At 71.7% G+C, this 13,458-nt stretch carries 13 protein-coding genes; 9 read left to right on the forward strand and 4 right to left on the reverse strand.

The features are described from left to right. The first annotated feature begins 76 nt into the window (after positions 1–76). From ACFYZ3_RS29075 to ACFYZ3_RS29085, 3 genes are read left to right on the forward strand one after another with little or no spacing between them, the layout of a single operon-like run. Positions 77–1,129: an ABC transporter substrate-binding protein gene (locus ACFYZ3_RS29075; RefSeq protein ID WP_388523638.1), complete on the forward strand. Its 1,053-nt coding sequence runs from the start codon at positions 77–79 to the stop codon at positions 1,127–1,129. After that, positions 1,130–2,236: a FecCD family ABC transporter permease gene (locus ACFYZ3_RS29080; RefSeq protein WP_388523641.1), complete on the forward strand. Its 1,107-nt coding sequence runs from the start codon at positions 1,130–1,132 to the stop codon at positions 2,234–2,236. It abuts the gene before it with no gap. Beyond that, positions 2,233–3,024 carry an ABC transporter ATP-binding protein gene (locus ACFYZ3_RS29085; protein ID WP_388523644.1) on the forward strand — a complete coding sequence of 264 codons (792 nt, stop codon included), beginning with the start codon at positions 2,233–2,235 and terminating at the stop codon, positions 3,022–3,024. Before ACFYZ3_RS29080 ends, ACFYZ3_RS29085 begins: the two co-directional genes overlap by 4 nt. Before the next feature lie 251 nt (positions 3,025–3,275). On the opposite strand, the gene ACFYZ3_RS29090 is transcribed toward ACFYZ3_RS29085, so the two are convergent. The 3 genes from ACFYZ3_RS29090 to ACFYZ3_RS29100 all read right to left on the reverse strand — a co-directional run bounded on the left by ACFYZ3_RS29090 (position 3,276) and on the right by ACFYZ3_RS29100 (position 5,946). Beyond that, on the reverse strand, positions 3,276–4,352 hold the full coding sequence (locus ACFYZ3_RS29090) for an alpha/beta hydrolase family protein (protein ID WP_388523647.1): 1,077 nt from the start codon (positions 4,350–4,352) through the stop codon (positions 3,276–3,278). Between the two features lie 114 nt (positions 4,353–4,466). Continuing rightward, on the reverse strand, positions 4,467–5,207 hold the full coding sequence (locus tag ACFYZ3_RS29095) for a cytochrome b/b6 domain-containing protein (RefSeq protein WP_388523650.1): 741 nt from the start codon (positions 5,205–5,207) through the stop codon (positions 4,467–4,469). Then, positions 5,191–5,946: a molybdopterin-dependent oxidoreductase gene (locus ACFYZ3_RS29100; RefSeq protein ID WP_388523653.1), complete on the reverse strand. Its 756-nt coding sequence runs from the start codon at positions 5,944–5,946 to the stop codon at positions 5,191–5,193. Before ACFYZ3_RS29100 ends, ACFYZ3_RS29095 begins: the two co-directional genes overlap by 17 nt. Positions 5,947–6,414: 468 nt before the next feature. Between ACFYZ3_RS29100 and ACFYZ3_RS29105 the strand changes: the two genes are divergently transcribed. Continuing rightward, a complete protein-coding gene (locus ACFYZ3_RS29105) occupies positions 6,415–7,587 on the forward strand; it encodes a serine hydrolase domain-containing protein (RefSeq protein WP_388523656.1) in 1,173 nt (390 codons plus the stop codon). A gap of 61 nt (positions 7,588–7,648) precedes the next feature. After that, positions 7,649–8,845 (forward strand): serine hydrolase domain-containing protein, encoded by a 1,197-nt coding sequence (locus ACFYZ3_RS29110; RefSeq protein ID WP_388523659.1) that lies wholly within the window; start codon positions 7,649–7,651, stop codon positions 8,843–8,845. 42 nt (positions 8,846–8,887) lie between these two features. Here the strand turns inward: ACFYZ3_RS29110 and ACFYZ3_RS29115 are convergent, their stop codons facing one another. Next, complete coding sequence (locus ACFYZ3_RS29115; protein ID WP_388523662.1) at positions 8,888–9,496, reverse strand: DJ-1/PfpI family protein; 609 nt, start codon at positions 9,494–9,496, stop codon at positions 8,888–8,890. A 230-nt stretch (positions 9,497–9,726) separates the two neighbouring features. Between ACFYZ3_RS29115 and ACFYZ3_RS29120 the strand changes: the two genes are divergently transcribed. Genes ACFYZ3_RS29120 through ACFYZ3_RS29135 form a run of 4 tightly spaced genes read left to right on the forward strand, consistent with a single transcriptional unit; the run spans position 9,727 to position 13,420 of the window. Further along, positions 9,727–10,758 (forward strand): ABC transporter substrate-binding protein, encoded by a 1,032-nt coding sequence (locus ACFYZ3_RS29120; RefSeq protein ID WP_388523665.1) that lies wholly within the window; start codon positions 9,727–9,729, stop codon positions 10,756–10,758. 56 nt (positions 10,759–10,814) lie between these two features. Beyond that, positions 10,815–11,780, forward strand: a complete 966-nt coding sequence (locus ACFYZ3_RS29125) for a FecCD family ABC transporter permease (protein ID WP_388523668.1) — start codon at positions 10,815–10,817, stop codon at positions 11,778–11,780. Between the two features lie 3 nt (positions 11,781–11,783). After that, complete coding sequence (locus ACFYZ3_RS29130) at positions 11,784–12,599, forward strand: ABC transporter ATP-binding protein (protein WP_388523671.1); 816 nt, start codon at positions 11,784–11,786, stop codon at positions 12,597–12,599. Between the two features lie 50 nt (positions 12,600–12,649). Beyond that, positions 12,650–13,420, forward strand: coding sequence for a hypothetical protein (locus ACFYZ3_RS29135; RefSeq protein WP_388523674.1), 771 nt, complete (start codon positions 12,650–12,652; stop codon positions 13,418–13,420). Positions 13,421–13,458 lie beyond the last annotated feature (38 nt).

The raw sequence follows: 13,458 nt of genomic DNA on the forward strand, positions 1-13,458 counted from the left end.
CGCCTCACCACTACGACCCCTTGTGCGGAGCCGGTTGACAGGGCTTCTCGATCGCACGCGACCTTGGAGGTTGAACGTGTCCGGACTGTGGCGCCCGGTCAGTGGTGTCGTGCTCACCGCGGGGCTGCTCACCGCCTGCGGGGGCGGCGGGGGGAGCGCGTCGCCGCCCGCGCAGGGCGCCGGCCCCCGGGTGTCGGTGGAGAACTGCGACGGTGAGAAGGCGGTCTTCGACTCGCCACCCGGCAAGATCGTCACGAGCAACGCGTCGGCGCTGGAAATGCTGCTGCGGCTCGGGGCCGGGGCCAGGGTGATCGGCACCGGATTCCCGCCGGGCAAGGGCGCGTTGCCCGCCGAGCTGGCCGACCAGGCGTCCGACGTGCCGGTCCTCGGCCGGACGGTCATCCCCAAGGAGAAGCTGCTCGGTTCGGGCGCGGACGTCTATGTGCAGACGTTCCGGCCCGCGAACGGCACCTCCACCGGCCCCCGCCCCGAGGAGTTCGACGCGGCCGGTGTCAAGGTGGTGGAGCTGCTCTCGACAGCCTGTGCCACTGCCCGGCACCCCGGACCCCAGAAGGACCTGTCCGCGGTCATGGGCGACATCGAGCGGCTCGGGACCCTCACCGGGACGTCCGACCGGGCGGACGAGATCGTGGCCGGGATGCGCGAGCGGGTGGGCGCGGTGGGGGAGCGGGTGGCAGCCGTGCCCGAGGCGGAACGGCCCACGTACTTCGTCTTCGACTTCGACGCGGGCACCAAGCAGCCCAGCGCGGTGTGCGGCGGGCAGGTGGCCAACGCGGTGATCACCCTCGCCGGGGCCCGCAACGTCTTCCGCGACTGCGGCGGCACCTTCGAGAAGACCGGCTGGGAGGACGTCGTCGCCGAGAACCCCGACTGGATCCAGCTGACGGTACGCAACCGGGGCAGCGCCGAAGCGGACGAGAAGGCCTTCGACGAGGCCGAGCGGTTCCTCGAGTCCTTCCCCGCCACCCGCGGGCTGACCGCCGTCAAGAAGGAGCGGTTCCTGCGGATCCGGTCGGAACGGATGACGACTCCGTCGGTCGCCAACGCGGAAACGGTCGAGCGGATCGCCCGCACCCTGTACCCGAACAAGTTCCAGGACGTGCGGTAGATGCGGGCGGCTCCGTCGTCGTCCGCGGACGCGGCACGCGGGAGGGCGCCGCGGGCACCGGAGCCCGGAGACAGGGACGCCAGGACCGTTCCCGTCGGCCTGCTGCTCGCCGGCCTCGCCGTGACGCTGGTGCTGGCGCTCACCGCGGCCGTGTCCTGGGGCTCCTCGGGCGTGCCGTTCACCGACGTGTGGTCCACGGTGCTGCACCGGCTGACCGGCGGGCAGCCGCGGCCGGGTACCCAGGACCTTATCGTCTGGCAGCTGCGGGTGCCGCGTGCGCTGCTCGCCGCCGTCGTCGGGGCCGGACTCGGCGTCGTGGGCACCGCGGTCCAGGCACTGGTCCGCAATCCGCTGGCCGACCCCTACCTGCTGGGCATCTCCAACGGGGCCTCGCTGGGAGCCGTCGCCGCCATCGTGCTCGGCGCCGGCACCGGGGGACTGCTCGGGCTCGGGGTCTCCGGCGCCGCGTTCCTCGGCGCGTTGCTCTCCTTCGCCCTGGTATGGGCCGTGGCCCGGCGCGGGGGCGCGTTCTCCCCGCTGAGACTCGTGCTGGCCGGGGTGGCGATCGGCCAGTTCCTGTCCGGGTTCACCAGCTACCTGGTCCTGAGGGTGGGGGACGAGCAGCAGACCCAGGGCGTGCTGTTCTGGCTGCTGGGCAGCCTCGGCGGGGCCCAGTGGAGCACCCTCGCCCTGCCGGCCGCCGCGGTGCTCCTCGGTCTGCTCGCCCTCCAGGCACGGGCCAGGGCACTGAACGCCCTGCTGCTGGGCGACGAGACCGCGGCGGGCCTGGGCGTGGACGTGGCCGCGCTGCGCCGGGAACTGTTCGTCGTGACCAGTGTCCTGACGGGCGTCCTGGTGTCGGTGTCCGGGGCCGTCGGCTTCGTGGGGCTGATGGTGCCGCACCTGTGCCGGCTCGTCGTCGGCGGCGACCACCGCAGGCTGCTGCCCGTCTCCGCGCTGACCGGTGCCGTCCTGCTGGTCGTCGTCGACATCGTCTGCCGTACGGCGCTGCCGTCGACGGAGCTGCCGGTGGGCGTGGTCACCGCCTTCGTCGGTGCTCCCGTGCTGCTGTTCCTGCTGGACCGCCGACTGGAGCGCGCCCGATGAGGATAGAGGTGGAGGGCCTGCGGGTCGCCTACGACGGTCGTACGGTGGTGTGCGGGGTGGACCTGTTCGCCGCACCCGGAGAGATCACCGGGCTGATCGGCCCGAACGGCAGCGGCAAGTCGAGTGTGCTGCGCACGGTCTACCGGCATCTGCGTCCCGTGTCCGGGCGGATCCTGCTGGACGGCACGGACCTGGCGACGCTGTCCCCGGCACGGTCCGCCCGGCATGTCGCGGCGCTGCCCCAGGAGCGCGGCGGCGACTTCGAGCTGACCGTGCGCGAGGTGGTGGCGATGGGACGCACCCCGTACAAACGGGCCTTCGCCGGTGAGGACGACGGGGACCGCGAGATCGTAGCCGACGCCCTGGACCGGGTGGGCATGGCGCGGTACGGCACGCGCGGGTTCGCGGCCCTGTCGGGCGGGGAACGGCAGCGGGTCCTGCTGGCCCGCACGCTGGCCCAGGATCCGGACGTGCTCGTCCTGGACGAGCCCACCAACCACCTCGACGTCCGCCACCAGGTGGAACTGCTGGCCCTGCTGCGGGCCCAGCACCGCACGACGCTGGTGTCCCTGCACGACCTGAACGCGGCCGCGTCCGTCTGCGACCGGCTCCACGTGCTGCGCGCCGGTGAGGTCGTCGCCTCCGGCACACCGCTGGAGGTACTCACCCCCGCACTGATCGCGGACGTCTTCGGGGTGCGGGCAGCGGTGATCGAGCATCCCCTGACGGGCGACCCGCTGATCGCCTTCGACCACACGGCCACTGTGGCCTCGGCCCCACCACCGTAGACGCGGGCCCGCTGTCGTCATCGTGCCGAGTCTGCGGGATGCCCAGGTTGACGGGTGGTCGACGAGCGGTCCGTCCGTGTGAACCACCCTGGGAATCAGGGGTGTTCGAGGCGCAAGGCGGCTGCGGCTCGACAGCCGCGTACCAACAGGCATGCACCAACTGGACCCTGCTCAGTCCTCGACATCCGGCACGGAGGGGACGTGCGGTGGTGTGCGAGGGGCCCCGCACACCACCGCATCGCCCGCGCGAGTCACCGCACGGCCGGCACCGTCCGAGTCGTCGACGGCCCGCCCGGCAGCGGCCGTACGCCGGTGAGGACCGCCAGCCCCTGGCGGTCTTCCAGGAGTTGGCTGCCGAAGAACGCGGTCGCGTAGGCGGTGAGCGCGTCCTGCTGCCGGTCGGGGGTCACCTGCCGGTCCGGGCAGGTGCTGTCGTCCTCGCCGAACAGGAAGGGCGGCGTCCAGGTGGTGTTGAAGAAGTTGTGGTTCGCGTCGTGGAGCGACACGGAGTAGTCGGTCGCCCGGTTCCGCCCCGTGACGTCGTCCAGGTACTCCTGTCCGGCCTCGCGGACCGCTCCGTCGCAGCCACCGGTGACCACGGCGAACGGAAGCCGGGTGACGAGGGTGTCGCTGTTGTCCCCCTCGGGGTCGTCGAACTTGACCGGGGCGAGCGCCAGGACGGCACGCACACGCACCCCCGCCGGCCATTCGCCGCGGTGCTTGTCGGACGCCTGCCACATCACGCCCTTGCCGCCGCGCGAGTGGCCCAGGGTGCCGACGCGGGTCATGTCGACGTGGCCGGCGAAGCGCGCCGCGACCGGGTGCCCCGACCCGTCGACGAGCCGGTCGATCAGGGGCCCGCCCCGGCCCGCGGTCAACCGCTGCCACAGACGCAGGTGTTCGTTGACGAGACGGGCGCGGTCGCCGTAGTCGAAGGACGTCTGATTGATGCCGTCGACACTGATCGACGCGACCACGAAGCCGCGGGCGGCCAGCGCCGCGCCGAGGTAGTCGTACCCGCGGTGGCTCGGGAACGGGCGGGAGCCGGACGGACAGGGCCAGGTGGCGGCGTCCATGCGGTCGCAGGCCCACCACGAACCGTGCGCCATGACGATCAGCGGTGCCCGGCCGGTGAGGTGCCGCGGGTAGTGAACCACCGCACGCACCTCGCTCACCGTACCGGTCCGCGGATCCCGGAAGGCCGTGTCGCCCAGGTCGTACTCGGCGGCGGCGACCGGGTTCTGGCTCTCCTGCGCGGCGGAGGGTGCCTGAGCCTGTGCCGTCAGGACGCCGGTCAGAAGTAACAGCCCTGTCAGCAGCCGGAACAAGGATCGGAGAGGAGTTCTCATGCCGGGTAAGAGCGGGCGGACGTCACAGGCGTTGCCCGGCGAGGCCGCCGGGGACCGGTGGACGGAGATCGCAGACGCGGCTCCGGGCCGAGGTCACGAGGGTGGTGTGCCGGCCCCGTCTCGGGGTTTCCTGCCTGCTTCCGTGCGCGGATCCACGGGCGTGTCCGTCAGCGGATCCCCATCGGTGTGGCGGTCCATCTCCTGCCGCCACAACCGGTGTTCCCGGTTGGCCCAGGTCCGCGACACCGTCCCCCGCCACATGCCCTCCCGGGCGCCGGGGTCGCCGGCCGCCTTCCAGATGTGACCGGCCAGCACCACCGCGATCGTCAGGGCGAGCCAGTCGTGCACGAACGTCGCGCCCATGCGGATGGACAGGGAGGTCAGTTCGGGGAACCAGAGCAGCAGCCCCGTCCCCACCATGACCAGGCCCGCGCCCGCCGTCCAGGAGGCGTAGAGCTTCTGGCCGGCGTTGAACTTGCCGGAGGGGATGTCCGAGGTTCCGGTGCGGCGGACCGCCGCCCGCAGCCAGCGGCGGTCGTGGGGCGCGAAACGGCCGAGCCGCCGCAGGTCCGAGCGCAGGGCCCGGGACGCCATGCCCACCAGCACCGGAACGGGGAGCGCGATTCCGGACCACTCGTGCACCAGGGTCACCAGCGGCCGGCGGCCGACGAGCTGGGAGAGGGGCGAGATGTACAGGCACGCGGCGGTGAAGACGCACACCCCCGCCAGGAGTGCGGTGGCGTGATGGGCCCAGCGTGCCGAGGCGGTGAAGCGCGGCAGCCGGCCGGTTCGCGACAGGGGCGAACCGTCGGCGGAGTCAGACCGTCGGGGCATCGTCACGTCCGTTCGAGCGTCCCACCCATGCGTCCACGTCGTAGCCGCGGCGTTCCCAGTAGCCGGGGATCACCTTGTCGGTGACGTTGATGCCGGACAGCCACTTCGCGGACTTGTAGAAGTACATCGGGGCCACGTAGAGCCGGACCGGGCCGCCGTGGGCGTGGGTGACCGGTTTGTCCTCCATGCTGGTGGCCACCAGCACCTCGGGATGCCGGGCCTGTTCGAGGGTGAGGCTCTCGGTGTAGGCGCCGTCGAAGCAGCTGAACCGGATGGCCTTCGCCCTGGGCGACACACCCACGGCGTCCAGGAGGGTGGACAGGCGCACACCGGCGAACGGCGTCTTCGGCACCCGCCAGCCGGTCACGCACTGCACGTCCCGCACCAGCCGGGTCTGGGGCAGCGCGGCCAGGTCGGACAGCCGGAAGGTCGTCTCCTTGTCCACCATGCCGCCGATCTGGAGACGGTAGGTCGTCTCGTCCATCTCGGGGGTGTCGGAAGTGACCGTGTAGTACCGGAAACGGTTGCCCGGCAACAGGTCCGACAGGCCCGTTGGATCCTTCTGCGCGACGGTGTCGATGCCCTTGGCGACCACGTCCTGGATCGGACCCCCGGCCGCGACGCCGAGGGCGCCCAGCCCGAGCATGCCCAGCAGGACGCGCCGGCCCACCGGGGCGCCACCGTGGTCGGCCTCGGGGCCCGGGGGTGGGGACGGCAGCTTGGAAGGAGAGTCGCTCATGCCTGGTATACGCACATCCGCCGCACGGTGTTGAAGGACCGGGGCGGGCGTGACGGCCGGCCGAGCCCACCAGAGGTGGCGAACCGGGGAGATCCCGACATTTTCTGCCATCCGCGTGACTGGTCGGACGGGCTACTGAACAACAAGCTGGAAGACGGTTTCGCTGCAACTCGCCGGAATCGGCCCACGACGGTCCGGCGCCCGACGCCCGATGCCCGCCCGGGAAAGTCCCGCGAATCCCTCAACACCGCCCTTCCTCGAGGAACCGGTTCGCGTGCTCAGTCGGCTTTGCAACCGTTGTCATGAGGGGATACGCCGCTGTGTCACGTCGTGTTGAAGGAGGGAAACCCCACCCGGCACGGTAGCGCCTGCGCTACCAAGGCTCGGCAGTCCACGGGATCGAGATGCGGCGGGCTCCGGAGCAGGCTGATCCGTGTCAGCAGGAGCGTCCAGCAGGGAGTGTCCCCCGTGTCTCAGCATCGTGTCCCGAAGTCCCGCCTGCGCCGGCGTTCGGCCATCGCGGTCTCCGCCCTCGCGGTCCTGGGCGGTGCCGTGGCGGTGTGGCTGCCCTCGGCCAGTGCCGGCCAGCCCGCCGCCAGACCGAACGCGAAGGTCCAGCGGAGCCTGGACGGCCTGACGCGCGACAACGGCTTCCCCGCCGCGCTCGCCTCGGTGCGCGACGAGAAGGGGCACACCCGCAACTACTCCGCCGGGGTGGGCGACCGGGAGAAGAAGCGGTCTCACGTTCCGGTGGACGGACAGGTCCGGATCGCGAGCACCACCAAGCTGTACACGGCGACCGCGGTCCTCCAGCTGGTGGGCGAGGGCAAGATCGGTCTGGACACCACGGTGGAGACCTATCTCCCCGGTCTGGTGCGCGGCGACGGTATCGACGGCCGGAACATCACCGTGCGGCAGCTGCTCCAGCACACCAGCGGACTGCCCAACTACACGGAGACCATGCCGCGGTTCTCCGAATGGCGGCACACCTTCGTCGACGACTACGACCTGCTCGACATCGCCTTCAAGGAGAGGGCGTCCTTCGCCCCGGGCAACGGCTGGGAGTACAGCAACACCAACTACACCCTCGCGGGTCTGATCGTGCAGAAGGTCACCGGCCGCCCCGTCGGCGAGGAGATCACCGACCGGATCATCGAGCCGCTCCACCTGCGCCACACCTACTGGCCCCGCGAAGGCGAGCAGACCATCCGCGAACGGCACCCGCACGGCTACGCGTTCGACGAGCCCGGCGGTCCGCTCATGGACGCCACCGAGGCAGACCCCTCCTGGGGCGGCGCGGCCGGGCAGCTCGTCGCCCGCCCCAGCGACGTCAACCGCTTCCTCACCGCGCTGATGGACGGCAGGCTCCTCCAGCCCGCCCAGCTCAAGGAGATGCGGACCACGGTCGAGACCAAGGGCCTGCACGACGGCTGGCGCTACGGCCTCGGCATCGTCGAGATTCCGCTGAGCTGCGGCGGCGTCGCCTGGGGCCACGGCGGTGACTTCGACGGCTACGAGAACCGCAACGGCGTCACGGACCAGGGCCGGGCGGCCACCGTCGCCGTGACGGCGCTGCCTTCCACCCTGGAGGGCGCGGAAGCCGTCAACAAGGCCCTCGACACCGCTCTGTGCACGCCCTGACCCCGATCCCGCCCGCCCCGCCCTCCCGCTTCCGCGTTCCGTGTTCCGCAAGGAGAACTCCATGTCCAAGCCCAGCCGCCGCCGCACCCTGACCGCCCTGAGCGGGGTCGCCGCTGCCCTCGCCCTGTCCGTGCCCGTGGCCGACGCCCTGACGAGCCACACGACCGCCACCCCGGCCGCGCACAGCCAGGACGCGTTCAAGAGCCGGACCGACGCCGCCGTCCGCCAGAGCCTCGCGTCACTGGTGAAGGAGGACGGCTTCCCCGGCGCGCTCGCCTCCCTCAGCGACCCGGGCGGCCGCGCCCGCAACTACACGGCGGGAGTGGGCAACCTCAAGACCAGGTCCAAGGTGCCCACCGACGGCCAGGTGCGTATCGCCAGCAACACCAAGATGTTCACCGCGACCGTGGTCCTGCAACTGGTCGGCGAGGGCAGGATCGACCTCGACGTCCCGATCGAGACGTACCTGCCGGGTCTGGTGCGCGGCGACGGCATCGACGGCCACGAAATCACCGTGCGGCAGCTGCTCCAGCACACCAGCGGACTGGCCGACTACGACGAGGAGGTGGTGCAGGACTACCTGACCAAGCAGCAGCACCGCTACTTCGAGCCCCGCGAGCTCGTCGAGATCGGTCTCGGCAAGAAGGCGCTGTTCGCCCCCGGCACCGGATGGAGCTACAGCAACACCAACTACGTCCTGGCCGGCCTCCTCGTGCAGAAGGTCACCGGCAGGCCCATCGGTGAGGAGATCACCAACCGCGTCATCGAGCCGCTGGGCCTGCGCCACACCTACTGGCCCGGCGTCGGCGACCAGACCATCAAGGGCCGGCATCCCCACGGGTACTTCGCCACCGCGCCGAACACCCCCTACACCGACGTCACCGAGCAGGACCCCTCCGCCGGCTGGGCCGCGGGAGGGCTCATCGGCACCCCCAGCGACCTGAACCGGTTCCTCACCGCGCTCCTCGACGGCAAGCTCCTCGGACCGGAACAGCTCAAGGAGATGAAGACCACCGTCGAAGCGCCCGACCTCGACACCGTCGGTGACGGCCACTACGGCCTCGGCCTGGCCACCTTCAAGCTCAGCTGCGGCGGGTACGCCTGGACCCACGGCGGCAACGCCCCCGGCTACACCACCCGCAACGCCGTGACCGAGGACGGCCGGGCGGCCACCGTCGCCGTCACCGCGCTGCCCACCACCCTCCCCGCCGCCGAGCACATCGAGGCCGCCCTCGACACCGCGCTCTGCACCCGCTGACCCGGCCGCCGGACCGGCCCCCGCTGCCGGTGCTGAGCCGGCCTACAGCGAAGCGCCGGCGTCATCGGCCCACGCGTATTCCAGTACGTGCGCCACCTCCCGGGCCTTGGCGGTCCCCTCGACGCGGTCGACGAGGTGCAGTGCCATGTCGATGCCGGCCGAGATGCCCGCGCTGGTCACGATGTGCCCCGCGTCGACCCACCGCTGCTTGGTGCGCACCTCGACGTCGGGGAACGTGGCGAGGTCGTCCAGCACGCTCCAGTGGCTGGTGGCGGGCAGCCCGGCGAGGAGTCCGGCCGCCGCGAGGACCAGGGCACCGTTGCAGACGGACGCCAGAAGGGTGCCCGAGCCCGCGAAGGACCGCATCCGTGCCAGATGGGTCTCGTCGTTTCGGAGGCGGTCGATCCCGGAACCGCCGGGATGGATGAGGAGGTCCGGCCTCGGACCGTCGTCGACGGCACCGTCGGGGGTGACGGCCAGTCCCAGGCTGCACCGCACGGGCCCGCCGTCGAGGCTCGCGGTGCGGACGACCACGTCGCGGTCGGTCAGCTCCTGCCAGAAGCGGAGGGTCTCCCACGGCCCGAAGGCGTCCAGCTCCTCCACGCCCTCGAACAGCAGCACGGTGACTCGGTACGGAACGGTGTCGGGCATGACGGGTCGGCCTCTCTGGGAAGGGTGCGGGGCGGGCGAACAAGCTAACGCGTTTCCGGGCCGCCGGAGTGGCCGCGGCCCGGTGACGAGTACGACACCGACGAGATGGCCAGTCCCGGGAACCCACGGCGGTCCCGCGGCGACTACTGCACCGAAACCACTCGGTCCGAAGCACTCAGTCCGAACCGCTCGGCCCGTGAGCGAATACGGTGCGCACCACTAGGAGTTCCATGTCGATGAAACGGCCGGCCGCCGCCGCCCTGGCCGCGGCCCTCTGTCTGCTCACGGCGGCGTGCGGCTCCTCCTACGACGCGGCGAACGACACCAACGGCGAGGCCGCCGGACAGACATCCGGCTACCCGGTCACGCTCGAGAACTGCGGCCGGAAGCTGACGTTCGAGAAGGCCCCCGAACGGGTCGTCGTGATGAACGGCGCGTCCGTCGCCGAGGTCTCCACGCTGCTCGCCCTCGGCCTCGAGGACCGGATCGTCGCCAACCAGCAGGGCTACGGCAGGTCCGAGGTGCCCGGCCGGGCCGATGCGGTCGAGCAGCTGCCCACCGGCGGCGTCACACTCAACGAAGCCGGTGACATCCCCCGTGAGGCCATGCTCGGGCTCCGTCCCGACCTCGCCCTGTCCGTCACCTCGTACGGCTACGAGCAGAAGAACGGGTTCGCCACCCGCGAGCAGCTCCAGCAGGTGGGCGCCAACAGCTACATCTCCCCGCAGGGCTGCGACGACGACCCCTCCAGGATGACCGTCGCCGACAGCTACCAACTGCTGCGCGACATGGGGAAGATCTTCCACGTCGGCGACCGGGCCGAGAAACTGATCGCCGAGTCCGAGAAGAAGATCGCGGCCGTCACCGGGAAGGTCAGGACGGACAAGCCCCCGAAAGTCATGGTGCTCTTCGCCAGCCCGACGGGTAGAACCGACTTCAGCCTGGTCTTCGCCAAGGGCATCGTCAACGACATCCTCGCCCGGGCCGGCGGCGCCAACGCCTTCCAGGACTCCGCCGAGACGCTCTTCGCCAACGTGAGCAAGGAGAAGGCGGCCACCACCGATGTCGACGCCCTCGTCGTGATCGACGCCGGCGGCGCCGACGCGGCGGCATACGCCAAGAAACTGCTCAAGGAGTTCCCCCAGTGGCCGGCCGCCGAGACCAACACGTACGTGACACTGTCCGACTCGATGTACCTCGGCCCCAGCAACGACCTGGCCGTGCAGAAGATCGCCGACGTGCTGCACCCGGGCGCCGGCTGAGCCGGCTCACACTGCCACTCGCGTTCGTCCTCCTGCCCGTCGCCCTGGTCGCCACCATGATCGTGGCGATCGGTGTCGGAGCGGTCAACGTCCCTGTCGGCGACGTGTGGCACATCGTCGTCCACCACGTCACCGGATCGGGTACGGCGTCCTCGGATCCCGCCCTCGACCAGATCGTGTGGAACTTCCGCGCCCCCCGCGTGGTTCTGGCGGCGCTGGCCGGCGCGGGCCTGGCCGTGTCCGGTGCCGTACTGCAGAGCGCCGTCTCCAACCCCCTGGCCGACCCCACCGTGCTGGGCTTCTCCTACGGCGCCACCCTCGGCGCCGTCCTGGCCATCACCCTGGGCGGCTCGGTGGCGGCCGCCGGCCTCGGCGTCTCGACAGCGGCCTTCCTGGGGGCGATGGTAGCGGGAGCCCTGGTCTTCGCCCTGGGACAACGACGCGGACGCATGGCCCCGACCCGGCTCGTGCTGGCCGGGGTGGCCGTCGGTTACGTCTTCCTGTCGGCGACGAGTTTCGTACAGCTCCACGCCTCCCCGAACGAACTGCGCACGGTGCTGTTCTGGACGCTGGGCAGCGTCGCGGGAGCCCAGTGGGACCAGCTCCCCACGGTCGCCGTCGTGGTGATCGCCACGACCGTCCTGCTGACCCTCTTCGGCCGTCGGCTCAACGTCCTGCTGGCCGGCGACGAGTCCGCCACCGCGCTCGGCGTCGACGTCCACCGGCTCCGCCTCGTGCTGCTGGTGCTCAGCGCCCTGCTGACCGGCACGGTCATCGCCGTCGCCGGCGGCATCGGCTTCGTCGGCCTGATGATCCCGCACCTGGTCCGGCTGAGCACCGGTGCCGACCACCGCCGCCTGCTGCCCCTGACCGCCCTGCTCGGCGCGGTCTACCTGGTCCTCGTCGATCTGCTCTCCCGCACCCTCGACCGCCCCAACGAGCTGCCCCTCGGCATCCTCACCGCACTCCTCGGCGCGCCCTTCTTCCTCTGGCTGCTGCGCCGCAACAAGGCCATGGACTGACGCATGCACCTCACTGTCGAACGGCTCCACATCGCCCTTGACGGCAACCCGATCCTGCGCGACGTGAACCTGAAGGCACGCACGGGCGACATCGTGGGACTCGTCGGTCCCAACGGCAGCGGCAAGTCGACCCTGCTGCGCACCGTCTACCGCTCGCTGCGCCCGGCGGACGGCGTCGTGCGGGTCGGGGACGACGACGTGTGGACGCTCTCCGCGCGCGCCGCCGCCCGCCGTACCGCGGCGGTGCTCCAGGACTCCGGCGGCAACACCACCGGCCTGACCGTCACCGAGATCGTCGCCCTGGGCCGCGCTCCGCACCACGGCCTGCTCGGACGCGACGGAGCCGAGGACCACCGGGCCGTCGAGGACGCCATCGACCACTGCGGCGTACGGCCCTACGCCGAACGCGACTACGCCTCCCTGTCCGGCGGGGAACGCCAACGCGTCCTGCTGGCGCGGGCACTGGCCCAGCACCCGCACCTGCTGGTACTGGACGAACTCACCAACCACCTCGACATCCGGGCCCGCTTCGAGCTGCTGGAACTGGTCCGCGCCACCGGGATCACCACACTGGCCGTCCTGCACGACCTCGACCTCGCCGCCCGGCTCTGCGACCACCTCGTCGTCCTGCACGAGGGGGCGGTGGTGACCGCGGGCGCAGTCCTTGAGGTGCTGACGCCGCAGGTCCTCGGGGAAGTTTTCGGCGTACGGGCCGGCACACGCCGGCACGACGACGGCGTCATCCGCATCACCTACGCCGCCCAGCCACTCGCCGCCGACCTGTCGGCCCCGCGCGGGCGACACCCACGACAGCGGTGAACTCCACCCGGGTGTCCGGGTTCTTCCCGTGGGTGCCAGGATGAGCTGTCATGGCTGCCGACGGGGCGTTGCGTGCGTTGCGGGCCGCGGTGTTCGCGGCCGTCTGCGTGGTGCTCGCCGCCCTCGGCCACGTGTTGATGTCCGGCTCCGGACTGCCCTGGTGGGTGCTGCTGTGCGGCCTCACGGCGGTCGGCGCGGTGGGCTGGTCCTTCGGCGGCCGGGAGCGGCGGGGCGCCGCGGTGGCCGTCCTGACCGTGGCCATGCAGGCGGTCCTGCACGTCGGCTTCACCCTCGCGCAGTCCCCGGCCCGGCCGCCCACGGCGGCGACCGGTGGCACGCAGAGCGTTCAGGAGTGGGCGCGGTACCTGCTCTGCGGCGCCGACCCGACCCCGGCCCAGGCGGCCCGGGCCTACGCCATCGCGCAGCGTGCCGGTCTGACCGAGCACCTGCACCACGGGCCCGGTCACGGCACAGGGGCCATGGCCACGACGGGCGCCACGGACATGTCGGGGCCGGCCGGCCTGCTCCACCTGGGGCACATGACCGGCACCGCGTCCTGGGGCATGCTCGCCGCCCACCTGGCGGCCGCCGTCCTGTGCGGACTGTGGCTGGCACAGGGGGAACGCGCGGCCTTCGCCCTCGTACGCGCCTGCGCCGACCGCGCCTTCGTGCCGCTGCGGCTGGTGCTCGTCGTCCTCGTGCCGCCTGCGTGCCCGCCCGCCTTCCGGCCCGCCAGGCGGACCCGTCCGCGGCTGCGGCGGCTCCTGCTCGTGCACACCTTCGCCACCCGCGGTCCTCCCCGGGAGACCGCTGTCGTCTGACAGCAGGTTCACCGCCGCGCGTTCGATGCGCCCGGCGG

This window comes from Streptomyces sp. NPDC001599 (assembly GCF_042893535.1).
Lineage (GTDB): Bacteria > Actinomycetota > Actinomycetes > Streptomycetales > Streptomycetaceae > Streptomyces.